The sequence below is a fragment of the Corallococcus exercitus genome (assembly GCF_042231735.1).
Classification (GTDB): domain Bacteria; phylum Myxococcota; class Myxococcia; order Myxococcales; family Myxococcaceae; genus Corallococcus; species Corallococcus exercitus_B.
Map to the genome: position 1 here is coordinate 9680174 of NZ_CP102577.1, position 24035 is coordinate 9704208.

General features: G+C 72.5%; 21 protein-coding genes. 16 read left to right on the forward strand and 5 right to left on the reverse strand.

Annotated features, from left to right (window positions below; translation table 11 throughout):
- Positions 1 to 24 precede the first annotated feature (24 nt).
- On the forward strand, positions 25 to 696 hold the full coding sequence (locus NR792_RS39030; RefSeq protein ID WP_375757765.1) for a DUF2378 family protein: 672 nt from the start codon (positions 25 to 27) through the stop codon (positions 694 to 696).
- Between the two features lie 97 nt (positions 697 to 793).
- Positions 794 to 1468, forward strand: a complete 675-nt coding sequence (locus NR792_RS39035; RefSeq protein WP_375757766.1) for an SOS response-associated peptidase — start codon at positions 794 to 796, stop codon at positions 1466 to 1468.
- Between the two features lie 10 nt (positions 1469 to 1478).
- Here the strand turns inward: NR792_RS39035 and NR792_RS39040 are convergent, their stop codons facing one another.
- Positions 1479 to 1877 (reverse strand): two-component system response regulator, encoded by a 399-nt coding sequence (locus tag NR792_RS39040; RefSeq protein WP_375757767.1) that lies wholly within the window; start codon positions 1875 to 1877, stop codon positions 1479 to 1481.
- Between the two features lie 201 nt (positions 1878 to 2078).
- Between NR792_RS39040 and NR792_RS39045 the strand changes: the two genes are divergently transcribed.
- Positions 2079 to 3278, forward strand: a complete 1200-nt coding sequence (locus NR792_RS39045) for a hypothetical protein (protein ID WP_375757768.1) — start codon at positions 2079 to 2081, stop codon at positions 3276 to 3278.
- Positions 3279 to 3394: 116 nt separating this feature from the next.
- Positions 3395 to 6109, forward strand: coding sequence for a response regulator (locus NR792_RS39050; RefSeq protein WP_375757769.1), 2715 nt, complete (start codon positions 3395 to 3397; stop codon positions 6107 to 6109).
- A gap of 9 nt (positions 6110 to 6118) precedes the next feature.
- Here NR792_RS39050 and NR792_RS39055 read toward each other — a convergent pair whose 3' ends face one another.
- From NR792_RS39055 to NR792_RS39065, 3 genes are all read right to left on the reverse strand, one after another.
- Entirely contained in the window at positions 6119 to 7636 is a 1518-nt protein-coding gene (locus NR792_RS39055) for an Hsp70 family protein (RefSeq protein ID WP_375757770.1), read from the reverse strand.
- A 126-nt stretch (positions 7637 to 7762) separates the two neighbouring features.
- Entirely contained in the window at positions 7763 to 8146 is a 384-nt protein-coding gene (locus NR792_RS39060; protein WP_375757771.1) for a GIY-YIG nuclease family protein, read from the reverse strand.
- The gene (locus NR792_RS39065; RefSeq protein WP_375757772.1) at positions 8133 to 8705 is read right to left on the reverse strand and encodes a hypothetical protein; all 573 of its coding nucleotides are present in this window, start codon (positions 8703 to 8705) and stop codon (positions 8133 to 8135) included. Before NR792_RS39065 ends, NR792_RS39060 begins: the two co-directional genes overlap by 14 nt.
- Positions 8706 to 9007: 302 nt before the next feature.
- Here NR792_RS39065 and NR792_RS39070 point away from each other — a divergent pair, with 302 nt between their 5' ends.
- The gene (locus NR792_RS39070; protein ID WP_375757773.1) at positions 9008 to 9694 is read left to right on the forward strand and encodes a hypothetical protein; all 687 of its coding nucleotides are present in this window, start codon (positions 9008 to 9010) and stop codon (positions 9692 to 9694) included.
- Positions 9695 to 9703: 9 nt separating this feature from the next.
- Here the strand turns inward: NR792_RS39070 and NR792_RS39075 are convergent, their stop codons facing one another.
- Entirely contained in the window at positions 9704 to 11164 is a 1461-nt protein-coding gene (locus tag NR792_RS39075) for a sigma-54-dependent transcriptional regulator (RefSeq protein WP_375757774.1), read from the reverse strand.
- A 176-nt stretch (positions 11165 to 11340) separates the two neighbouring features.
- Here NR792_RS39075 and NR792_RS39080 point away from each other — a divergent pair, with 176 nt between their 5' ends.
- The 11 genes from NR792_RS39080 (at position 11341) to NR792_RS39130 (ending at position 23979) form a co-directional block, all read left to right on the forward strand.
- Positions 11341 to 12090 carry an OmpA family protein gene (locus tag NR792_RS39080; RefSeq protein WP_375761759.1) on the forward strand — a complete coding sequence of 250 codons (750 nt, stop codon included), beginning with the start codon at positions 11341 to 11343 and terminating at the stop codon, positions 12088 to 12090.
- Positions 12091 to 12113: 23 nt separating this feature from the next.
- Positions 12114 to 12551: a chemotaxis protein CheW gene (locus tag NR792_RS39085; RefSeq protein WP_375757775.1), complete on the forward strand. Its 438-nt coding sequence runs from the start codon at positions 12114 to 12116 to the stop codon at positions 12549 to 12551.
- A 4-nt stretch (positions 12552 to 12555) separates the two neighbouring features.
- Positions 12556 to 12924: a protein CrdC gene (locus NR792_RS39090; RefSeq protein WP_375757776.1), complete on the forward strand. Its 369-nt coding sequence runs from the start codon at positions 12556 to 12558 to the stop codon at positions 12922 to 12924.
- On the forward strand, positions 12921 to 14759 hold the full coding sequence (locus NR792_RS39095; protein ID WP_375757777.1) for a methyl-accepting chemotaxis protein: 1839 nt from the start codon (positions 12921 to 12923) through the stop codon (positions 14757 to 14759). The genes NR792_RS39090 and NR792_RS39095 overlap by 4 nt, the downstream gene beginning before the upstream one ends.
- Before the next feature lies 1 nt (position 14760).
- Complete coding sequence (locus tag NR792_RS39100) at positions 14761 to 16587, forward strand: methyl-accepting chemotaxis protein (RefSeq protein ID WP_375757778.1); 1827 nt, start codon at positions 14761 to 14763, stop codon at positions 16585 to 16587.
- A complete protein-coding gene (locus NR792_RS39105) occupies positions 16584 to 19520 on the forward strand; it encodes a response regulator (RefSeq protein WP_375757779.1) in 2937 nt (978 codons plus the stop codon). The genes NR792_RS39100 and NR792_RS39105 overlap by 4 nt, the downstream gene beginning before the upstream one ends.
- Positions 19521 to 19599: 79 nt before the next feature.
- On the forward strand, positions 19600 to 20658 hold the full coding sequence (gene cheB / locus NR792_RS39110) for a chemotaxis-specific protein-glutamate methyltransferase CheB (RefSeq protein ID WP_375757780.1): 1059 nt from the start codon (positions 19600 to 19602) through the stop codon (positions 20656 to 20658).
- 11 nt (positions 20659 to 20669) lie between these two features.
- Positions 20670 to 21890: a CheR family methyltransferase gene (locus tag NR792_RS39115; protein ID WP_375757781.1), complete on the forward strand. Its 1221-nt coding sequence runs from the start codon at positions 20670 to 20672 to the stop codon at positions 21888 to 21890.
- Positions 21891 to 21967: 77 nt separating this feature from the next.
- Positions 21968 to 22831: a tetratricopeptide repeat protein gene (locus NR792_RS39120; RefSeq protein ID WP_375757782.1), complete on the forward strand. Its 864-nt coding sequence runs from the start codon at positions 21968 to 21970 to the stop codon at positions 22829 to 22831.
- Positions 22828 to 22962, forward strand: coding sequence for a hypothetical protein (locus tag NR792_RS39125; protein WP_375757783.1), 135 nt, complete (start codon positions 22828 to 22830; stop codon positions 22960 to 22962). Before NR792_RS39120 ends, NR792_RS39125 begins: the two co-directional genes overlap by 4 nt.
- Before the next feature lie 66 nt (positions 22963 to 23028).
- Positions 23029 to 23979: a 5'-nucleotidase gene (locus NR792_RS39130; RefSeq protein ID WP_375757784.1), complete on the forward strand. Its 951-nt coding sequence runs from the start codon at positions 23029 to 23031 to the stop codon at positions 23977 to 23979.
- The last annotated feature ends 56 nt before the right edge of the window (positions 23980 to 24035 follow it).

A 24035-nucleotide genomic window follows, 5' to 3' on the forward strand; every position in this document is an offset into this window, starting at 1 on the left:
CCCACGCGAACATGGAGGAATCACATGCAGGCACAGGCGAAGCCGTTCCCGGAAGCGGGCTCAGTGGAAGCGGACTGGGCGGTGCGGCGCATGGCGGCGACGGAGCTGGACACCGCCCGGGGCATGTTCTTCCTGGGGGTGCTGGAGTCGGTGCGCACCGGCGTGGGCGAGGAGGCCGTGGCCACGTGCCGGGCCGTCACCGACGAGCGCCGCTTCGTGGGCTTCTTCAACTACCCGGTGGCCACCTTCCTCAAGCTGTCGCAGGTGGCGGCGCGGTTGCTGTCGCCCCGGTGGGGCGGGTTCGACGAGGCGCTGCGGCAGATGGGCATGCAGGCCACGCGCAGCTTCCTGGAGTCCGCGGTGGGCCGCACGTTCCTGCTCCTGGCCGCGGGCGACGCGCGCAAGCTCGTGACGAACCTGCCATCCGGCTACCAGATGGCGGTGAGCTACGGGGAGCGCTCCGTCGACTGGAAGGGGGCAGGGGACGCGCTGTTCGTCATGCGGCGCGACTTCATGCCGGCGGCGTACCACGAGGGCGTCCTGCGCGAGGTGCTCACCATGGTGGGGGCGCGCAACCCGCGCGTCCAGGGGCGCAAGCTGGGCCTGCTGGACACCGAGTACCACATCACCTGGGAAGCCCCCGTCGCGCTGCCCACGGGAACTCCGAAGGAGTCCCGCTGGCGGATGTTCCAGTAGGCCGCGCGAAGGACCCGGAGTGGGGAGGGCCCGGTCCCCCACCGGCCGGGCGCCCGGAAGGTGCGAGCCCGGCCGCCGGGCGTTACGCTCCAGTCCCATGTGTGGCCGAGTCACCGTCCGGACCTCCCCCGCGCAGCTCGTCGCCGAGCTGGAGCTCGCGGGCGCGCGCGCGACGCTGGAGCGCGAGCGCTTCAACCTCTGTCCCACGCAGCTCTTGCCCGTGGTGCCCAACGACGGCGCGCGGCTGCTGGACGTGTTCCGCTGGGGGCTCATCCCGTCCTGGGCGAAGGACGCGTCCATCGGCAACAAGCTCATCAACGCGCGCGGTGAGACGGTGGCGGAGAAGCCCAGCTTCCGCTCGGCGCTGAAGCGCAGGCGGTGCCTGGTGGTGGTGGACGGCTGGTATGAGTGGAAGCAGTCCACGAAGCCCAAGACGCCGTACTTCTTCCACCACCGCGACAGCAAGCCGCTGGCGCTGGCGGGCCTCTGGGAGGAGTGGACGGCGCCGGACACCGGCGAGGTGCTGCGCACCTGCACCATCATCACCACCGGCCCCAACGCGCTGATGGCGCCCATCCACGACCGGATGCCCGTCATCCTGTCGCCGGAAGGCCAGTCCGTGTGGCTGCGCCCGGAGCCCCAGGAGGCGTCCGTCCTCCTGCCGCTGCTCGTGCCCGCGCCGGAAGCGCCGCTGGACGTCTACGAGGTGGCGCGCGGGGTGAACTCGCCCGCCAACGACAGCCCGGAGTGCGTGGCCCGCATCGCGGCCTGAGCTGGACCGGCTAGCCCGCCGCGGAGCTCTCCTTTTCACCCGGAGGCGGGCAGTACGGCGCGACCGCCTCCAGCAGCAGCTCCATGTGCAGGGGCTTGTGCAGCAGCCCCACGACGCCGGCCATCCGCTCCGTCTGGAAGCTGGCGGTGAGCACGAAGACGGGCAGTCCGCAGAGGGTCGCATCGTCGTGCAGGCGCCGGAGGAAGCCGTAGCCGTCCATCACCGGCATCATCAAATCCAGCAGGACGATGCAGGGCTTGCGACAGGAGGCCAGGGCCAGCAGTCCCTCCTCGCCATTGGTCGCCGTCAGGACGGAGTAGCCTTCGAGCTCGAGGTACCGGGCCATCACTTCCAGCTCCGGCTCGTCATCGATGATGAGAATCAGGGGCGGGGTCGTCGCGTCGGGCACGGCTCTCTCTTCCGTGTGTTCGAAAGAAAGCTAGGTCGCCCAAGCGACGCACTGCCCAGGGGCCGCCGTTGATTCCGGGCACGCCGTCCCTCCCGCGGCCAATAGGGCAGGGGGCTGGTTGGCCGTCTACCCTGAAACAGTGGCGCGGCGGCCGCGGACACTTCCTGGGTCCGCTGGAAAAAGCCCTCTAGAATTCAGGGCATGACGTCCTCCGACAGGGCCGTGCGGAACCGGGGCCGGCGCATCGCCGCGGCCTCCGTCGCGGGGCTCGTCGTGCTGGCCGGCGCCTGCGGGGTGGGCGCGGAGGCGTGGTTCCAGCGGGAGGTCGAAGCGCCGCTGCGCCTCCACCGCGAGGCGCTCGCCGCGAACGTGGACGCCTACTGCGCGCAGGAGGCCGCGCTGGGCGCCGACCCCTGGTTCCACGAAGGCCGGACGGAAGGAGACGCGGGGCTGCTGCTCAACGCCTGGCTGCCCTGGTCGCGCGACCTGAAGCGGGCGCCGCCGGAGGGCTCGCCGCTCGTGCTTCCCCAGGCGCTGCGCGAGGAGGCCCTGGACCTGAGACAGGGCCGCTGGCTCACCGCGGACATCGACGTGTCCCGCCTGGACTTCGACTGGATGGTCCGGCTGCTCGCGTATGACCGGTGGGACCTGTTCAACGGCAGCCCCTTGAGCAGGGAGGGACGCTTCAGCTGGGTCGCCGGTGAAACCCCCGACTTCTTCCTGCTCCAGCGCTGGGCGAAGTTCCGCATGTTGCACGGCCTCAAGACGGGCCACCCGCTGGAGGCCGCGCAGCAGGTGCGCCACCTCGCGTGGCTGAGCCTGCGCACGGACTCGCTCGCGGGCGGCTCCCTCGCCATCAACCTGCTCGACATCGAGCGGCTGGCCCACGACGCCATGGCCTCGCCGCCGGCGGACTGGACGCCCATGCCCGCGGAGCAGACGGCCCGGATGAACACCCTGCTCCTGACGGGCCCCCGCTTCGCCAGCCTCGCCGCGCCTCCGGACGTGGCCCGTCAGGCCCGCCGCTGCGCGACCCCGGCGAACCGGTGCATCGCCCTCACGGAAGGGGCCTTCCACGCGCGGCTGCTGGAGCCCTTCGCCGCCACGTCCCTCGCGGAGGCCTCCGCCACGCTCGACCGCGACCTGGCGGACGCCGGCTGTCCTACGCTCGCCGCGCACGAGGTCCGGACGCGGAGTGTGACGCTGCTCGACCCCGCTTCGGGCCTGTCCACCCTGGCCTCCACCGTGGCATGGATCCCCGGGCCTCCCGGCCGCTGGCTTCGCTCCCGCATCGCCTGGGGCGTCCTCGCCAGCGCCCTGGGAGACCTCCCACCGCTGGACGAAAACAAACCGAAACCTCCCGACCGTCTCCGTGGCCAGGCAAGCACTCCAACCCCCTGAATCACCGTCCCCGAAGCGCCGTACAGAGGCCTGCGCCTGCCCACCTCCACGGTTTTCCATGGATGACATGGAACTGGCGCCTCGACTGACCTACAGTTCTTGAACGGAGGGGGAAGTTGCCCGAACTGCCACCCAGCGCGTATCCGGCCTTGTTCGAGCACACGCGAGACGGCGTGCTCGTGCTGGACCCGACCCTGCGGGTCGTGGCCGTGAACCGCGCCGCGGAGGCGCTGCTGGGACCCCGTGACCTGCTGGTGGGACAGGCGGTGGACCGCCTGTTGCCGGGCTGGACGCCCCCCCAGGTCTCCTCTCCGGGCGCCGCTCCTCACGAGACGGACTGCCACGTGGGGCCGGTGCACCCGGTGCGGGTGACGGCCGTGCCGCAGGACGGGGGCTGGATGCTGCTGCTCCGGGGCATGGACGCCGCCCAGACGGCCGAGTCCATCCTCCGGCAGCAGAAGGAGTTCTTCGAGGCGGTGGTGCGCCACAGCCCGGTGGCCATCATCACCATCAGCCGCGCCTTCGAGGTGCTCACCTGGAACCCCGCCGCGGAGCGCCTCTTCGGCTACACGCCGCAGGAGGCGCTGGGGCGCAACATCCTCAAGCTGGTGGCCAACGCGGACGGCATCCGTCCGGAGGCCGAGGAGACGTCGCGCGAGGTGCTGCGCAAGGACCGCGTGCACGTCGTCACCAAGCGCGTGCGCAAGGACGGCACGGTGGTGGACGTGGAGCTGCGCGCGCTGCCGGTGACGGTGGCCGGGCAGTCCATGGGCTTCATCGCCATCTACCACGACGTCACCGACCTCCAGCGGGCGCGCCAGGCCGCTGAAGACGCCAACCAGGCCAAGAGCCTGTTCCTGGCCACCGTGAGCCATGAAATCCGCACGCCGATGAACGCCATCATCGGCATGGCGGGGCTCTTGATGGACACGGCGCTCACGCCCGAGCAGCGCGACTTCGCGTCCACCATCCGCCAGAGCGGGGACGCGCTGCTGGGGCTGCTCAACGACATGCTGGACTTCTCCAAGATCGAAGCCGGCCGGGTCGAGCTGGAGCAGCAGCCCTTCAACCTGCGCCAGTGCGTGGAGTCCGTGTTGGACCTGCTCGCCATGCGCGCGAGCGAGAAGTCCCTGGACCTGGGCTACCACGTCACCGACGAGACGCCCGTCACCGTGGTGGGCGACGGCGCGCGCCTGCGGCAGGTGCTGCTCAACCTGGTGGGCAACGCGGTGAAGTTCACCGAGCGCGGCGGCGTGTCCATCTCCGTGGACACCCCGCGCCAGCCGCTCGCGCCGGGCGGCCTCTTCGAGCTGCACTTCGCGGTGCAGGACACCGGCCTGGGCATCTCCGAGGCCGCGCGCGGCGGCCTGTTCCAGCCCTTCAACCAGCTGAACGAGTCCGTGTCGCGCCGCTACGGCGGCACGGGCCTGGGGCTGGCCATCAGCAAGCGGCTGGTGGAGGCGATGGGCGGGCGGCTGTGGATGGAGAGCGAGGGCGTCCCGGGCCGGGGCGCCACGTTCCACTTCACCTTCCAGGCGCGCGAGGCCCCGCGCAGCGCGGAGGCCCTGCGCCCGGACGCGCTGAAGCTGCACGGCCGGCGCGTGCTGGTGGTGGACGACAACGCCATCAACCGCAAGCTGCTGGGCCGTCAGCTGGCCGCGTGGGGGATGACCATCGTGGAGGTGGGCTCCGGCGCGGAGGCGCTGACGAAGCTGGAGTCCGGGGCCCGCTTCGACCTGGCCATCCTGGACCACCGCATGCCGCTGATGGACGGCCCCACGCTGGCGGCGCACATCCGCCAGCAGCGCGACGCGCGCGAGCTGCCCCTCCTGCTGCTCACGTCGTATGACCAGCGCGACGCGCAGCCGCCGGGCCTGTTCACCGCGGTGCTGCCCCGGCCGGTGAAGGCGTCGCAGCTGCATGACGCGCTGATGACGTGCCTGGCCCAGGACCTCATCTCCGCCCGGCCCCTGCCGCCCGCCCCCGCTCCCGCCACGCGCGAGCGCTCCGTGTTCAACACGCGCCCTGGCGAGCAGATGCCGCTGCGCATCCTGCTGGTGGAGGACAACCCCACCAACCAGAAGCTGGCGCTGCTGGTGCTGGACCGGCTGGGCTACCCGGCGGACACCGCGAACAACGGCCGCGAGGGGCTGAACCTCCTGTCGCGCAGCCGCTACGACGTCGTGCTGATGGACGTCCAGATGCCGGAGCTGGACGGCCTGGAGACGACGCGCCAGCTGCGCAAGGACGTGCCCCCGCGCGAGCAGCCGTGGGTCATCGCCATGACGGCCAACGCGATGACGGCGGACCGGCGCGAGTGCCTGGACGCGGGCATGGACGACTTCCTCAGCAAGCCCATCCGCGTGGAGGAGCTCATCTCCGCGCTGCGCCGCGCCTGGGAGCGCCTGCCGCGCGAGCCCGGTGCCGCCCCCATCGCCCGCGTCCCGGAAGCGCCCCGCATGGGCGCCCCGCGCATCCGGGGGCTGGAGGCGGGCGCGCTGGACAGGCTCTGGCAGTCGTTGGACGGGCAGGTGGAGCGGATGCTCCCGGAGCTCGTCGACACCGCGCTGGAGAGCATGCCCCGGCTGATGGACGACGCGCGGGGCGCGCTCGCGCGCGGCGAGCTGGAGAACCTGGCGAGGGCCGCGCACACGCTCAAGTCCAACGCGGCCTACTTCGGGGCGGCCACGCTGGAGTCGCTGTGCTGGGACATCGAGCAGCGCGCGGACGCCCGGGTGCTGGAGGGGCTGGAGCCGCTCGTGGCCCACTGCCAGGAGGCGCTGGAGGAGAGCCGCCAGCTCCTGGAGCAGCTCAAGCGCACGGTGCGCTGACCGCCGCCGTCAGGCCCGCTGGGGCGCGTTCGGGTCGGTGATGGTGAGCGCCTGCCTGCGCCCGTCCTTCGCGACGAGGCTGGCGGTGAGGGCGAAGTCCGGCCCCATGCGCAGTTCCAGCGTGGTGGGGCCCGGGTGGGCCACGCGCCAGTCCGGTTCGATGCGCACGGTGCCCAGGAGCTCGCGCTCCACGGTGGTGCGATCCAACGCCTCGAACAGCGCCACCGGCACGGGGCCGGGCCAGGGCGGCAGCTCCAGGTCCACCGTGCGCGTGCCGGGCACGGGCGTGTTGGCGGGGAGCACCTCGTGCTGGCCGCCGCCGGGCACCATGGCGCCAATGGGCATGGGCACCACGTCCGACAGGCCGCTGATGCCGCGCGCCAGGTTGCGCCCGAGGATGGCCGCGCCCACGGCCACGCCCAGCTCCGGGTGCACCTCCTTGTCCGACGACAGCTTCTTGAAGTGGGACAGGCGCGTGCGGATGGCGGGCATGCGCGTCTGGCCGCCCACCATGACCAGCTCGTCGATGGCGTCCGGCTTCAGGCCCGCCTTCTCCAGCACGTCGTCGCACGCGGCGGCGGTGCGCTCGATGAGCTGGAACACCATGGCCTCCATCCGCTCGCGGGTGAGCGTGACGTTGAAGTCCACGAAGGCGCCGTCCTTCTGCGTGATGCAGGGGATGCGGATGGGGACGGACGCGCCGCTGGAGAGGGCAATCTTCGCGGACTCGGCGGCGAAGACCAGCCGCTGCATCACGACCTTGTTGTCCCGCAGGTTGATGCCGTGCTCCCGCTGGAAGTCGTCCACCAGCGCTTCCACGATGGCCTCGTCGAAGTTGGCGCCGCCGAGGAACGCGTCGCCGCCGGTGGCCAGCACCTTCACCACGCGGTTCTGCACGGACATGAGGGTGACGTCGAAGGTGCCGCCGCCCAGGTCGAACACCATCACCGTCTGCTCGGGGTTGCGCAGGTTGGCGTAGTAGAGCGCCGCGGCGGTGGGCTCGTTGACGATGGCGCGCACGCGCAGCCCCGCCTTCTCCGCCGCGCGGCGGATGGCCTCGCGCTGGCGGATGTTGGCGTGCGCGGGCACGGTGAGCACGCACTCCTCGAACTTCATGCCCGCCGCGTGCGTGGCCAGCGTGTGGATGTGCTTGAGGATGAAGTGCGCCACGTCGATGAGGGGCGTCACCTTCCCGTACACCTGCACGGCGGTGTAGCCGTCCGGGCCCTCCACCAATTCGAAGGCGAAGCGGCCGCGGTGGCGGGCCACGTACTCGGACTGGAAGCGGCGGCCCAGGAAGCGCTTGGCGCCGAAGACGGTGTGGCGCGGGTCGTCGATGATCTGCCGCCGCGCCGCGGGGCCGACGATGGCCTTGTCGCCCGCGTGGAACCACGCGATGGAGGGCAGGGTGAGGCTCTTCTCCGCGATGGGCACCACGCGCAGCTTGTTCGCCTTGTCGAAGAAGGCCGCCGCGGTGTTGGTGGTCCCGAAGTCAATGCCGAGGATGGGGGCGGCGCTCGTGCTCATGAGAGGCCGCCATCCTCGCACGTCCCGCCGCGCCGGGGCACCCTGCAAGGCGGGCGGGATGTGCTCAGGGGTGCTCCAGACGGACCTCCATTCGCCTGTGCGCGGAGGTCCGTTGAACCCACCGTGTCAGGGCCTGGGGGGCGCGTTGTAGCCGGCGTCGCCGTAGGGCTTCAGGCGCTCCAGCCACATCTCCTCCAGCACCTTCAGCTCCTCCGCGGGCGGAGGCCCGCCGGGCTCCTCGCGGGGCGGCAGCTTGTCCAGCACCTCGAAGGAGAAGGCCGCCTCGCCATGGCGCTCCCAGTCCGCCTGCAGCTCGGGGACGCGGTGCATGCGCTGGGCGAACTCGAACCGGATGCGGTTGAACATCGCGGTCAGGTTGAGCGCGTGGCCCACGAAGAGCTTGCCGTTGGCGTGGCAGCGGATGGCGTAGATGCCCATGGGCACGTCCGCTTCCTTGTACGCGCGCTTGCGTTCGGCGCGGGACGCGCGCGAGTCCTCACCGGGCGACATGGTGGCCTCCGTAGCCCAGCGCGACGAGCTTCGCTTCCAGCCGCTCCTTCGCGGCGCCGTCCCGGGGGCGCACCCAGTCCCGGCCCATCCGCTCCCAGTCCGCGTCCCTCGGGTCGATGCCCAGCGCCTGGAGGAAATCGGCCTCGCAGACGAAGCACTGCGCGCGGAAGGGGAAGAGGAAGCCGCCCTGGGCTTCCAGCGAGCGCGCGGCCTCCTCGTAGGTGGAGAACCACCGGTTGAGGAACACGGCCTGGACCTTCTGGAAGAAGGCGCGTGTGTCCAGCCCGCGCGCACCGTCCTCCAGGGCCTGCTTCAAGTCGGTCCAGGTGGCGTGGCCGGCTTCCCGCGCGATGACGGCGAGCCCGTGCTTGTGCCGCACGGTGTCCCGGCGCGCGAGCACCTCGCCCAGGGACAGGGCCGCGAAGAAGGGCAGGGCGCGCATCCGCTCCGCGGCGCGCGTGGCTCGGGCGGTGTCGGACGAGTCCAGGTCCTTGATGAGCAGGGACGCGCGGACCTTGTATTCATGAAGCGTGACGGGGAGGGTGCTGCCGGTACCCATGACGAATCCTCCGGTGCTGGCCCTCACCCGTTGGGGGACCGTGGAAGGACTGCATCAGGAGTCTGGCGACAGCGGGTGAAGCGAGGGTGACGTCGTCTTTCCGGGCGGCGGGCGCCCCTCGGCACCCGTGGGACGAATAGACCAGACGCCTCCCGCGGCCGTCAACGCGCTCGCGCAACGGACCCCGGGTCGCACGCGAGCGTGTGCTGGACGGCAGGCAGGCGCGGCGTGGCCGGCGGCCCGGAGGGGAGGTCACTGCGTCTGATACCGTCCGGGCGGTTGCACCGCGCAGGGGGGCAGTGATGCATCGATACATCGGGTTGCTGCTGATGCTGTGGCTGACGTTCTGGCCCGAGGTCGCACGGGGCCAGGCCAGCGCTGCCTCACGAGACCCGGAGTCGCTGAACCTCCTGGCGCCTCCCGGCATGGCGCCGGAGCCACCCGCCTTCGCCCCCACGACCGTCTCCACCACCGCGAAGCCTTCGCCGGACTATCGCGTGGGCAAGCACCTGGCCCTGGGAACGCTGATGGGGAGCGCCGGGTTCGTGAGTGGCGCCCTGACCGGCCTGGCCGTCGGCATCGGGCTGGACCGCCGGTGTGATGCGCTGGGCTGCCCGGGCTCCGCGATGAGCCTCGTCCCCGTGGGGCTGGGGGCGGCCATCGGGACCTCGATTCCCATCTACTTCGCCGGAAACATGTCGGGAGGGCAGGGAAGCTACGGCCTCACCCTGCTGGGGGCCACCCTGGGGGCCGTGCCTTCCGCGCTGCTCACCCTCAGCGAGGACAGCGCCCTGCATTCCGTGGGCGTCATCGGGCTGGTGGTGACGCCCTTCCTGGGCTCGTTCCTGGGCTACGGGCTGTCCCAGGGCGGTGACGCCCCGGATGCGTGGACTCCCTCGACCCCGAGCCTCCCGGGCACCCAGGTCACGCCGATGCTCGGCATGTCGAGGAAGGGCGCCGTCGTGGGCGGCCTCATGGGCCAGTTCTGAGGGAGGACCTCACGCCTCGGACTGGCCGCGGCGCAGGCCCAGGGCCTTCATCTTCTTGTAGAAGTGCCCCCGCTCCAGGTCGAGGATCCGCGCGGCCTCCGTCACGTTGTCGTGCGTGTGGGCGAGCACCCGCTGGATGATCTCCCGCTCCGCGTCCTCCACCTGCTCGCGGAAGGTCTGATCCACGCGCGGCCTCCATCCGCCCGGGCTCGCGAGGGCGGGCTCGGCGGCGGGGGCCGTCGCCGCCGGCGGAGGCGCGGCGGGCACGTCCCCGCCCACGGTGGGCTCGGGCATGGGGGGCAGGGGGCGGCCCCGGGGCAGCAGCTCCAGCGCGTCCGTGCGCGAGACGATGGGGCCCTCGCACAGGATGGCCAGCCGCTCCACCAGGTTGCGCAGCTCGCGCACGTTGCCCGGGTAGTCATACGCGCTCATCACCGCGAGCGCGTCCGGCGACAGCGCCAGCGGCCGCCGCCCGTTCTTCGCGCACGCCTCGCGCAGGAAGGTGTCGATGAGGTCCGGCAGGTCCTCGCGGCGCTCGCGCAGCGGCGGGGAGTGAATCTGCACGACGTTGATGCGGTAGTAGAGGTCCTCGCGGAAGCGCCCCGCGGCGATCTCCTTCTCCAGGTTCTTGTTCGTCGCGGCGATGACGCGCACGTCCACCTTGAGCGTCTCCGCGCCGCCCACGCGCTCCAGCTCTCCCTCCTGGAGCACGCGCAAGAGCTTCGACTGCATCGCGGCCGGCATGTCGCCAATCTCGTCCAGGAAGAGGGTGCCCTCGTGCGCCAGCTCGAACTTGCCGCGCCGCACGCTCACAGCGCCAGTGAAGGCGCCCTTCTCATGGCCGAACAGCTCGCTCTCGATGAGGTCGTGCGGCACCGCGGCGCAGTTGAGCTTCACGAACGGGCCGCCCTTGCGCTTGGAGTTCTGGTGCAGCGCCCGCGCGACCAGCTCCTTGCCGGTGCCGTTCTCACCCGTGATGAGGACCCGCCCCTCGCTGGGCGCGGTCCGCTGGATGAGGGAGAAGATGCGCTGCATGGCGGGCCCGCCGCCCACCATGTCGAAGCGGCCCAGCTGCGCGCGCAGCTCCTGCAGCTCCTCCATCGCCGCCTGGTGCTTGAGCGCGTTGCGCAGCGCCACCAGCAGCCGGTCGCGCGCCAGGGGCTTCTCCAGGAAGTCGCGCGCCCCCAGCTGCGTCGCCTTCACCGCGGTGTCGATGGTGCCGTGCCCCGACATCATGATGACGGGCAGGTCCGGCTTGAGGGCCGTGAGCTTCGAGAGCACCGTGAGGCCGTCCATGTCCGGCATCTTCACGTCCATCAACACCGCGTCCACGGGACGCGCGCTCACCACGTCCAGCGCCACCTGCCCGCTGCTGGCAAGCTCCGTGCGGTAGCCGGCCAGCTGCAACGACTGGCTCAGGGTGAGGAGGATGTTTTTTTCGTCATCGACGATGAGGACGGCGGCGGGCATGGGCAAACCGCTCACACTCTCACGGAAATAATCGGGGCATCAAGGGTCTCGTGCCGCCCCGCGGGGCTGGGAAAAGACAAATCTTTTGACTCCCCCCGGTGGGTCCGACTACACGCGACAGGCCCGGCCCACCCCCCGTGGGCCTCTCTTTTCCCGTGGTTGCTGTCGGAGGAATGATGCGTCGGATTTCGCTTTGGGCCGGGTTGGCCCTCGCCGTGGCCGTGCTGACCGGGTGCCCGCCCACCTACCCCAAGTGCAACAACGACGAGCAGTGCCAGGAGAAGGGCGAGGTCTGCGTCCAGGGCCAGTGCCAGGAGTGCGCGACGGACGCGAACTGCCGTGAGGGCTTCACCTGCCAGGCCAACAAGTGCGCCCCCAAGCCGCCCGAGTGCACCACGGACGCGGCCTGTGGCGACGGCCGCATCTGCGAGGCCGGCAAGTGCGCCGAGGCCCAGTGCAAGGACGACTCCGCGTGCAACGGTGGCAAGTGCCAGGCCGGCCGCTGCCAGGCCCCCAAGGACACCTGCTCCGCCAACACCGACTGCGGTGAGGGCCAGGAGTGCCAGTCCGGCAAGTGCGTGACGGCGGACGCCTCCTCGCGCTGCGACTTCTCCCCGGTGCGCTTCGGCTTCAACGAGTCCACCCTGGACTCCAGCGCGCAGTCGCGCCTGGGCGACCTGGCGGCCTGCATCAAGGCCAGCCAGGGCAAGATCACCCTGGGCGGCCACGCGGACGAGCGCGGCACGGAGGAGTACAACCTCCAGCTGTCCAACCGCCGCGCCGCGGCCGTGAAGCGCTACCTGACCGACCTGGGCGTGCCGGGCAACCGGCTGTCCACGGTGGGCTATGGTGAGACCCGCCCGGTCTCCAGCGCCGCCACCGAGGAAGGCTGGGCGGAGAACCGCCGCGTGGAGTTCCAGCGCTAGTTCTGGGGTAGGCTCTGGGGCGCATGGCCGCCCTAGAGTCGGAAACGACGCGACAGTCCTACCTGGTCTTCGCGTGTGGAAGCAGTTGGTACGCGGTGCCCGCGGAAGCCGCGGCGGAGGTCGTCACCTTCCCCGAGCTGACGCGGGTACCGGGTTCCCCGCCCCACCTGCTGGGTGTGTTCGCGCACCGGGGTGAAGTCATCCCCGTCGTGGACATGAGCCTGCTGGTGGGCGGGGTGTCCGCCGGGTCCCGCCGCGCCGTCCTGGTGCGGCTGGCCCGCGGCACGCTGGCCCTCACCGCCAGCAACGTCGCCGGCGTGTCCGCCCTGATGGGACCGCTGGAGCCCCTGGGCCCCTCGGGCGTGCACGTCCACCTGCGCGGCCCCGTGAAGAGCGGCTCGCGCGACGTGGCCGTCATCGACCCGGAAGGCCTCTTCGACCACCTCAGCCAGGGCGGCTAGCCCCATGCTTCCCGCGGGCCGGGTCGAGGGGACGCTCCTGTGCCACGTGGGGCCACACCGCATCGCCTTCGAGGCGGGCGAGGTGGCCTCCATCGCCGCGCCGGACGCTGGCACGGTATCCGCCCACCGGGCCTTCCAGGGCGCCGGCGGCGCCCAGCGCGTGCTCGTGACGGCCGCCGGGGGAACGGTGGGCGTGGACGGGCTGGAGATCGACTCGGAGGTGCTGTCGGTGCTGCCGCCCTCGCCGGTGGTGGCGGGGGCTTCCGGGGGAAGCCTGCGCGGCTTCGTCATCACGCGCGGCGTGCTCTGGCCGCTCTTGCGCCTGGAGGACTTCCAGCGCTACCTGCTGGGCCTGGCCGGGGAGGGCGCATGACGCCGCCGCCGGAGCTGCGCGCGCTGGGCCGCTGGACGACGCGGCCGCGCATCCCGGGCAGCTGCCTGGGCGTGGGGGTGGCGTTCCTCCACATCCACCTGTCGCACACGCTGCCGGAAGCCGGGCGCACGCCGCTGACGTGGCTGATGTTCTGCGCGCTCGCGCTGTTCATCAGCGTGGGGTACGCGCGCGACACGCGGGCCCTGCGCACGCTGTTCGCGCTGGGCGAGGGCCGGCTGCCCGTCACGTCCGAGCACCTGCTGGTGGCGGTCCAGGAGGTGGCGGCCATCCCCGGCCGCAGCTTCTGGTTCGTGATGCAGGGCTGGCTGGGCGGCACGCTGACGGTGGCGCTGGCCTTCCCCACGCTGGCGCACGTGCCGTGGACGGAGGGCCTGCGGGTGATGGTGCTGGGGCTGTCCATCGGCCCCCTGAGCGCGATGCTCGTCTACCTGATGGTGGTGCGCCGCGCGCGGGCCACGCTGGAGCGGCTGGTGGCGCTGGGCCCGTCGCCGCTGGAGGTGCTGGCCGCGCTGCCGCCCCGGCGCATGCACATCCGCCGCCGGCTGGTGGTGTTCACCGCCATCGCGGTCCTGAGCCCGTCCCTCTTCATCCTGGACGTGGCCTTCACGCGCACCGTGACGGTGGTGGACGCGTGGGCCCAGGCCAACACGCCGGCGGAGCGGGCGGAGGTGATGGCGCGAGCTCTCAAGGGCGAAGGCCCGCCGCTGGGGCTCATCGCGGGGCTCGTGACGCTGCTCATCCTGGGCACCGCGGCGCTCGCGGGCACGGCGCTGTCGGAGCCCCTGCGCGCCATCACCGAGGACGCGACGCGCATCGCGCGCGGCGAGGTGCGGCCCCCGCGCGTCATCCACGCCGAGGACGAGGTGTGGGCCACCTCCGCGGCCTTCACCCAGATGCAGGTGCAGCTGGTGCAGGCCCTGTCGCAGCTCAAGCGGGCGGGCATCCAGATCTCCTCCACCACGGAGCAGCTGGTGGCCACCAGCACGGAGCAGGAGGTGGGCGCGGACGAGCAGGCCGGCGCGCTCAACGCCACCAGCGCCACCACGGAGGAGCTGGCCCGGTCCGCGCAGCAGATCGCCGACAACGCGGAGTCCGTGTCCGCCATCGCGGAGACGACCTTCGGCGCGGCGCAGTCCGGGCAGCGCGGCGCCACCGCCTTCCTGGGCGCCATGCAGCGCATGAAGGAGGACAACGAGGCCATCGCGGACGCGGTGGTGCGCCTCAACAAGCGCGTGCAGCAGATTGGCAAGGTGGTGGAGTTCATCAACGAGATCGCCGACAAGTCCGACCTCTTGGCGCTCAACGCGGAGCTGGAGGGCACGAAGGCGGGCGAGGTGGGGCGGGGCTTCTCGCTGGTGGCGGCGGAGATGCGAAGGCTGGCGGAGAACGTCATCCGCTCCACGAAGGAGATTGAAGGCCTCATCGGGGAGATCCGCGACGCGACGAACGGCGCGGTGATGGCCACGGAGGCGGGCCTGAAGACGACGGAGCTGGGCACGCTCCTGGCGGCGCAGGTGGACGACAGCCTGGGGCTCATCCTGGAGCTGGCGCGGCAGACGTCGCACGCGGTGCGCAGCATCTCGCTGGCGACGCTGCAGCAGCAGACGGGCACGGATCAGCTCGCGGCGGCCATGGGCGACATCCTGCGCGTCACCGAGCAGAACGCCGCGGCCACCAAGCAGATGGTGGCGGCCAACGCGGACCTGTCCACCCTGGCGGCGGACCTGCAACACGTGGTGCAGCGCTTCCACGTCGAGCCTGTGGGCGAACCGACCGGGGCTCCTCATGCGCCCCCTGCGTCGAGAGGTGGGTGACATGGCCTCCCCTTCGCGCGTGGCCCCCCGGCGGGCCGGCTTCAGCCGGCAGCTGATGGTCCCCATCCCGCTGGCGAACCTGGTGGGCTCCACGCTGGGGCTGCACTTCGCGTCGCTCGTGGTGGGCGGTGAGCTGGTGGAGCGGCTGGGCAGGCTCGTCATCCTGGTGGTGGGCGTGAGCGCGCTGCACATGCTCCTGGGCGTGGGCGTGTCCCTGCGCCGCTTCCCCCGGCTGCGGGCGCTGGAGCGCGGGGAGCTGCCGCCCACGCCCGAGCACCTGGCGATGGCGGTGGGCGAGGTGGCGCGCGCGCCGGGTGAGGCGTTCTTCCGCTCGCTGGGCCTGTGGGGGCTCACCACGGGCGTGGTGGCGGTGGCGCTCTGGTCGGGGATGGAGCTGCCGGGGGACATCACCCTGCGGGTCGCGGGGCTGGGCGCGCTGTTCGGCCCGCTCACGTCGCTGCTCGTGTACGGGCTCGTCACGCTGAGGGCGCGGCGCGGCGTGCTGTGGGTGGCGGAGCAGGGGCTGACGCATGCGCAGGTCATCGCCGCGCTGCCCCGGCGCTCGCGCATCCGCGCGCGGCTGGTGGCCTTCACCGCCATCTGCGTGGTGACGCCCGCGGTGATGTGCGCGCAGGTCGTGACGGCGCTGACGGACCGGCTCTTCTCGCGGCTGATGGAGGCGGGCAGCCCGGACGCGCAGGGCGTGCTGGTGGACGCGCTGCGGCTGGACGCGTTCACGTCCAGCGCGCTGCTGTGCGCGGTGGTGTTCGGCCTGGCGCTCGCCACGGCGTACCTGGGCGGGACGCTGCTGGGGCGGCCCATGCGGGAGCTGTCCGGCGAGGCGCGCCGCATCGCCGCGGGCGACCTGGCCAGCCCCCGGCTGGTGCCCGCGGAGGACGAGGTGTGGGCGGTGTCCGCGGCCTTCACCACGATGCGCACGCACCTGGCGGACGTGCTCGCGGAGCTGCAGCGCGCGGGGGCGCAGATCTCCGCCACCACGGAGGAGATCCTCAGCACCTCCGGGCGCTACGAGGAGGGCGCCGCGGAGCAGGCCAGCAGCCTGGACGAGACGAGCGCCACCACGGAGGAGCTGGCGCGCTCGGCGAAGCAGATCGCGGAGAACGCGAGCTCCGTGGCGGAGATCGCCCAGCGCACGCTGGCGGCGGCCCAGGGCGGACAGCGCAGCGCGGAGTCGTTCCTGGGCGCCATGTCGCGCATGCGCCAGGACAACCAGGCCATTGGCTCGGCGGTGGCGCGGCTCAACAAGCGCGTGCAGCAGATCGGGAAGATCGTCGAGTTCATCAACGGCGTCGCGGACAAGTCCGACCTGCTGGCGCTCAACGCGGAGCTGGAGGGGACGAAGGCGGGCGAGGTGGGGCGGGGCTTCTCGCTGGTGGCGGCGGAGATGCGAAGGCTCGCGGAGAACGTGCTGGAGTCCACGAAGGAGATTGAGGGGCTCATCGAGGAGGTGCGCGAGGCCTCCGCCGCGGCGGTGACGGTGACGGGCGGCGGGGTGCGCGCGGTGGAGACGGGGACGGGGCTCGCGGAGCAGGTGTCCGAGTCGCTCCGGCAGATTGTCAGCCTGGCGGGACAGACGTCGGACGCGGTGCGGATCATCTCCCGGTCCACGCAGCAGCAGCAGGCGGGCACGGATCAGCTCGCGGACACGATGGCGGACATCCTGCGCATCACCCAGCAGAGCCTCAACGCGACGAAGCAGGTGGGCGCGGCGAACGGGGACCTGCTGGGGCTGGCGCAGGACCTGCGTGGGGTGGTGGAGCGCTTCCAGATCCACCAGGCGACCCTGCGCAAGGGGGGCGGCGGGTGAACCCCAGCGAGCGGCTCCTCAAGCAGTTTCGCGACCTGGTCACGGTCCGTCTGGAGCGCATCAACCGCTCCCTGATGGAGCTGGAGTCCGGGGGCAACCTGGAGGCCGGGCAGCGGGTGCTGCGCGAGCTGCACGGGCTCAAGGGCGAGGCCCGGATGATGGGCTTCAGTGAAATCAACACGCTCGCGCACGAGATGGAGGAGCTGGTCCGGTGCGCGGAGCCGCAGCGCTACCGCCTGTCGTCGGAGTCCACGGACGCGCTGCTCGCCACGGCGGACACGGTGCTCGCGCTGTCGGGCGCGCTCCAGGCGGGGGAGCCGCTGCTGGCGGTGGAGACGCTGGTGGCGACGCTGCAGCAGCAGGTCGCCGTGGAGTCCGCGCGTCCGCCGGGAGCCTCCCGTGCGGACGAGGGCGGCCGGGCCGCGAAGGGGGAGGGGACGCAGGGCGCGTCGCATCTGATCGTGCCGGACCGCCGGGAGCCGTCAGGGGCCGTGGTGGTCCCCGCGCACTGGGGCGTGCCGGCCTCGCGCCCGGACGCGCCGGCAGGAGGCGCATCCCCGGCCACCGCCGCGGCGCAGCTCCTCGCATCGGCCCTCCGCGCGGATCCGTCCGGGGCTTCGACGGAAGGACACGGTGATGGGGGCGCCGCGGGGGCCGTATCGGGCACGCACCTCGTGCACCCCGGCCTCGGAGTCGCGCCGGGTGCTGCGCAGGGAAGCGCTGCTTCCGGTCACGCCGCTGGAGCCACATCGGGCACGCACCTCGTGCACCCCGGCCTCGGAGTCGCGCCGGGTGCTGCGCAGGGAAGCGCCGCTTCCGGCCACGCCGCTGGAGCTGCATCGGGCGCGCACCTCGTGCACCCCGGCCTCGGCGTCGCGACGGGTGCTGCGCAGGGAAGCGCTGCTTCCGGTCACGCCACCGGCGCTGCGCCGGGCCCGCACGGTGCGCACACGGGGGGCGTGGGAAGCTCGCTCCTCGTGGCGCCAGCGACGGGAGGCCCGGGAAGCCCGCACCTCGTGGCGCCCACTCCTGGAAGCGCGGGCTCGCACCTGGGCAGTGCCTCCGGAATCCCGGGCAGCTCGCACCTCGTGGCCCCCGCGACGGGTGCCTCCGCGAACGCGCACCTCACCGCTTCCACCGCGTCTGCCGGCACGCGGACGGCTGACACCGCGCGCTCGCGCCCGCCCTCCAGCGCCACGCCGAAGGCCGGTCCCGGCACGGTGCGCACCGGCGACGTCCGCATGGACACGGCCGTGCGCATCGGCGTGGCCAGCCTGGACATGCTCACCAGCGCGGTCACCAACCTGGGCCAGGTGGCCCGCCGCCGTGAGCTGGCCACCGCGCGCCGCCTGGAGCTCGTGCGCGAGCTGAGCGAACTGGCCCGCGCCGCGGAGGACCTGGGCCCCGCGGGCCTCGCGCTCGCCGAGCGCCTGGGCCGCGCCAAGGAGCTGGCCGCCACCCTGCACCGCGAGGCCAAGCTGCTCGCCAACGCGGAGCTGCGTGACCTGAGCCAGGTGTCGGAGGAGATCCAGGGCCTGCGCATGCTGCCCCTCTCCGTCCTCTTCGAGCCCTACCCCCGCATGGTCCGAGACCTCGCGCGGGAGCTGGGCAAGGAGGTGGAGCTCGTCGTGGACGGCGAGGACACCCGCGCGGACCGCTCCGTCGTGGAGGCCCTGCGCGAGCCCCTCATGCACCTGGTCCGCAACGCGCTGGACCACGGCCTGGAGACGCGCGTGGACCGCGTCGCCTCCGGCAAGCACCCCCGGGGCTGCCTCACCCTGCGCGCCGCCCGCGAGGGCAGCCGCATCATCCTGCGCGTGGAGGACGACGGCGCGGGCATGGACCCGGCGCTCCTGCGGCGCGTGGCCGTGCGCCGGGGCATGCTGGACGAGCCCGGCGCCAACGCCCTGTCCGACGCCGCCGCGCGCGACCTCGTCTTCCTGCCCGGCTTCACCTCGCGCGAGGTGGTTACCGACCTGTCAGGTCGGGGCGTGGGGCTGGACGCCGTGCGGACCTCCCTCCAGGCTCTCGGCGGCGATGTGGGCGTGGAGTCCGCGCCCGGCTGGGGCACCATCTTCACCCTGCGCGTCCCGGTGTCCCTCACCGTGGCGCCCCTGCTCTTCGTCCAGGTCTTCGACGAGACGCTCGCCTTGAGCGCCGTCCACGTCTCCCGCGCCCTCAAGGTGGACGCCTCCGAGGTGGGAGAGGTCGCCGGCCGTCCCACCCTCCGCATGGAGGGCCGCGTGCTGCCCTTCGCCTCGCTGGCGTCCCTGCTGGGGCTCGCCACCGAGCGCCCCGCCCGGGAGGGGGAGCTGGTGCTGGTGGTGAAGGGCCAGGGCATGGAGGCCGCACTGGCGGTGGACCGGGTGCTGGAGGAGCGCGTCCAGGCCATCCTCCCGCTCAAGGGGATCCTCGCGCGCTTCACGCACCTCACCGGCGCCACGTCGCTCGCGGACGGGCGGCTGGCCATGGTGCTGTCCGCGGCCGCGCTGGCGGCGGGCGTGCACGGCACCGTGCCCCTGAGGCTCGCCCGGCCGCCGGTGCGCTCGCCCGCCCCGCGCCGGCGCCGCATCCTCGTGGTGGACGACTCGCCCCTCACCCGCGAGCTGGTGGCCAACCTGCTGGAGGCGGTGGGGTACGACACCCTCCGGGCGGCGGATGGCCCCTCGGCGCTGGACCTGCTGGACCAGGAGGGCCCGCCGGTGGAGCTGGTCGTCACCGACCTGGAGATGCCGGAGATGGACGGCGTGGAGCTCACCCGGCGCCTGAAGACCGACCCGGCCCGGGGCCGCCTGCCCGTCGTCATCCTCACCACCCGGGGAGGGGAAGCGGACCGGGCGCGTGGGCTGGCGGCCGGGGCGGACGGCTACATCACCAAGGGGGACCTCGTCCGGCAGGACCTGGTGGACGTCGTGGGTCGGCTGCTGGCCTGAAGTCGCTTGAGGCACGGAGACACGCGGGGGCCCCTCGCATTGCTATACTCCCGCGGCGCGTACGGGGTATTGAACGGTCATGGGCAAGAAAGTGTCGGTGCTGGTGGTCGATGACTCGGTCATCTGCCGCCAGCTCATCAGCGCGGCGTTGAGCGACGACCCGGACATCCAGGTCGTTGGCACCGCCGCGAACGGCCAGGAGGCCGTTGCCCTCACGAAGGAGCTGCGCCCCCACGTCATCACCATGGACGTGGACATGCCCGTCATGGACGGGCTCACGGCCGTGGAGCACATCATGGCCGAGGTCCCCACGCCCATCCTGGTGCTGACGGGAGACCCCCGCTCGCAGGCCCCCGCGCTCACGTACCGCGCGCTGGAGCTGGGCGCGCTGGCGCTGCAGATCAAGCCCTCCATCGACGCGGGGCCGGAGGCGTGGAACCTCACCAAGGAGGTGAAGCTCATCTCCTCCGTGCGCGTCATCCGCCACGTGCGCGGCCAGAAGCGTGGCGCGCCCGGGATGCCGCACACGCCCGTCCCGGCGCTGCCCGCGGCCTCCATGGGCATCGTCGCGGTGGCCGCCAGCACGGGCGGTCCGCAGGTGCTCTACCGGATGCTGTCGGAGCTGCCGGCGGACTTCCCGGCGCCCATCGTCATCGTCCAGCACATCAACGCCGCCTTCTCGGAGTCGCTGGCCAGCTGGCTCGCCAACGCGAGCAAGCTGAAGGTGCGGCTGGCCGGGGACGGGGACACGCTGACGCCGGGCCTGGTGCTGGTGGCGCCGCCGGATCAGCACATGGTGGTGCCCGTGCGCGGGCGCGTGGCGCTCAAGGCGGGCGTGGAGCGCGACGGGCACATGCCCAGCGGCACCGTGCTGCTGGAGAGCGTGGCGAAGGCCTATGGCCGGCGCGCGGTGGGCGTGGTGCTCACCGGCATGGGCGCGGACGGGGCGGACGGACTCTTGGCCATCAAGCAGGGCGGTGGGCTGGCGCTGGCGCAGAACGAGGAGTCCTGCGTGGTGTTCGGCATGCCGGGCGCGGCGGTGGAGCGCAAGGCGGTGGACCACCTCATCCACGGCGATGACGTCGCGGCCACCCTGGCGCGGCTGGCGCGAGGAGAGTCGTTGGCCGTCGGCCGCTGACCGCGCGCGCGATGACGTCCTCCTCCGAGCGCTGGGCTCCCGTCCACGCATGGCTTCAGGCGCACACGGGCATGGCGCTGAGCGGGGCCCAGCGGCGGCGGCTGGACGCGCGGCTGGAGGCGCTGGGACACGGCGGAAGCCCGGCGCAGCTGGCGGCGCACCTGCGCTCCCCGTCGGGCGCGGCGGACCTGGCCCGGCTGGTGGACGCGGTGGCGGTGCACACGTCGGAGGTGTTCCGGGACGAGGTGCAGCTCGCCGCCTTCCGTGAGCACGTGCTGTCGCCCCGCATCCAACGCTCGAAGGCGCCGCTGCGCGTGTGGAGCGCGGGCTGCGCGGCGGGGGAGGAGGTCGCCACGCTGCTCCTGCTGATGGCGCAGGAGGGCGCCGACCCGGCCAGCCGCGTGCTGGGCACGGACATCTCCGAGCAGGTGCTCACCCGGGCGCGCGAGCTGAGCTTTCCGGCGGAGGCGCTCCGGCGCGTGCCGGAGGGGCCGCGCGCGCGCTACTTCGAGCCCCGGGGCCGGCGTCACGGGCTGGTGGACGCGCTGCGCACGCAGGCGGAGTTCCGGCGCCACAACCTGATGGAGGCCCCGTATCCGGAGGCCTCGGGCGGCGGCGGGTTCGACGTCATCTTCTGCCGCAACGTCCTCATCTACTTCACCCCGGACGCCTTCCAGCGCACGGTGCGGAGCCTGTGCGAAAGGCTCGCGCCCGGCGGCGTGCTGGTGCTGTCCGCCGCGGAGCCCCTGCTCCAGGTGCCTCCGGAGCTGCGGCTCCTGCCCAGCGAGCACGCCTTCTTCTACGTGCGCGAGGACGCCCCGGCCGCGGAGGCCTCCCGGCCGAAGCGGGACTCCGGAGCGGGTGTCGCCGGGGTCGCCCCACCGAAGCCGGACGCGCCCGTGCCCCCCGACGACACCGCCATGGCGGAGGCGGACTGGCTGTTCTCGTGCGTGCTCGACGGGGCCTCCACGGGCGTCCCGGATGAGCGCTCGGAGCGCGACCTGCGCCGGTGCCTGGAGCTGGATCCGGACCACGTCGCCGCGCGCTACCTGCTGGGGCTGCTGCTGGAGCAGTGCGGCCAGCCCGGCGCGGCCCTGGAGGCGTACCGCCGGGCCCTGCGGGCGGTGGAGTCGGGGCGGGCGCGGCCGGTGCCCTTCTTCCTCAACCTGCCCCGGCTCCGGGTGGCCTGCGCCCGGGCCGTGGAGCGGCTGGAGGCCGAAGGGCCTCGCTGAGGGGGCAGGGGGTGGCCCGCCTGCCCGCTGAAACAGAAGCGGCGCGCGGGGCGCTTTGGACCTAGGATGCCCGGCCCATGCGCAGGCTCGTGCTCTTCGCCCTGTTGACCGCCGCCGTTCCCGGCTGTTTCTACCCCGCCGACCGCGGCCGTGCCCTTGAAGCCAAGGTGGACCGGCTGGGCGCGGACAACGCCAGGATGACCACGGAGCTGAAGGAGGCGCGCGACCAGCTCGCCGCCACCCAGCCGAAGATCGACGAGAAGATCGCCCAGGTGACCCAGGCGCTGCAGAGCCTGGACACCGCCGCGCGCCGCAAGGACGCGGACATCGGCGTGCAGTTCCAGAAGACGGTGGAGGACCTGGCGCAGCTGCGCGGCCAGGTGGAGACGTACCTCTACAAGATCGCCGAGCTGGAGGCCGCGCTCGGCAAGAGCACGGAGGAGACCAACCAGCGGCTCCTGGCGCTCCAGGGCACGGAGGCGGTGAAGGAGGCCGAGGCCAAGAAGAAGGCCGAGGAGCTCCAGCGCCCCACGGACAAGAAGGAGTTCCTCTCGCTCGCGCAGGAGAAGGCGAAGGCGGGCGACTCGCTGGTCGCGCGCCAGCTCTACAACGAGTTCGTGAAGAAGTGGCCCAAGGACGCGCTCGTCGGCGAGGCGCACTTCGGCCTGGGCGAGACGTACTTCACCGAGTCCAAGTGCCGCGAGGCCCTCTTCGAGTACGGCAAGGTGGTGCAGGACTTCGCGAAGACGGCGTCCGCGCCGGACGCGTACCTGCGCTCCTCCGACTGCTTCCAGAAGCTGAAGATGAAGGAGGAGTCGAAGCTGGCGCTGGAGGAGCTGGTGAAGAGCTACCCCAAGTCGGACGCGGCCAAGACGGCGAAGACGAAGCTGGCGGAGCTGGACAAGAAGGCCGCGCCGGCTCCGAAGAAGGGGAAGAAGTGAGCCCTCGCGCGCCGAAGCTCGCCGCCCTGGCGCTCCTCTTGCTCCTGCCCCTCGTGGCGGGGGCCGCGCCGAAGAAGCTCGTGCTGCTCTTCACGGGAGACAACGGGGGCGAAATCGCCCCCTGTGGTTGACGACACAACCCGTCTGGCGGTCTGGCCAGACGAAAGACGGTCCTGTCGCAGGAGCGCGCGAAGGGCGTGCCGGTGCTCGCACTGGACGCGGGCAACGCGCTCTTCAAGACCCTGGCGGACGGCCAGGATGCGACGGCGAAGCCTCGCGCGGAGCTGCTCCTGGAGCAGCTGGACGCGCAGGGCTACGCGGCGATGGCCGTGGGCCAGCGCGACCTCGTGCTGGGCGTGGACTTCCTCAAGAAGAAGACGAAGGGCGCGAAGCTGAAGCTCGTGTCCGCGAACCTCGTGGACGCGAAGGGGCAGCCGCACTTTCCCGCCTCGGTGGTGACGACCGTCGGCGGGCTGAAGGTGGGCGTCATCGGCGTGTCGCCCGCGTCGGCGGACCCCCAGGCGCCGCCCGGAAGCTCGGACGGTTCGGCCGTCCTGCCCCAGGGCGTCCGGGGCCTGCCGGTGGGGCCGGCGGTGGCCGCGGAGGTGAAGCGCCTGCGCCAGAAGGAGCAGGTGGGGCTGGTGGTGCTGCTCGCGGCGGTGCCCTACGTGGAGGCCGTGAAGCTGGCCCAGGGCGCCGAGGGCGTGGACTTCGTGGTGCAGTCGCACGACGGCCGCGGCGTGGGCATGGCGCAGCGCCAGGGCGTGTCCACGCTGGTGCCGCCCGGGGAGCGCGGCCGCCAGGTCGCGAAGCTGGAGGTGTCCGTGGAGGGCACGGGCCCCTTCACCGACCTCTCCGAGGCCCACCGTGCCCGGGAGAGCCAGCGCATGGTGGAGGCGAACATCGCGCGGGTGCAGGAGCGCCTGAACGCGGAGAAGAACGAGGACACGCGCCGCTCGCTCCAGGAGACGCTGACCTCCTTCGAGTCCCGGCGCGACGTACTGGCCCGCACGGCGGCGGCCCAGGGCCCGGCGACGGGGCGCACCTACCTGCTGACGTACCTGCAGCTGGGCGCGGACGTGGCGTCGGATGCCGCCGTCCAGAAGCAGGTGGAGCGCGTCGAGCCACCCGGCTCCGCGGGTCACTGAGCTTGCTTGCGTGAAACCCACCCCGTCCATCCTGGGACGGGGGCTGAAACACCTGT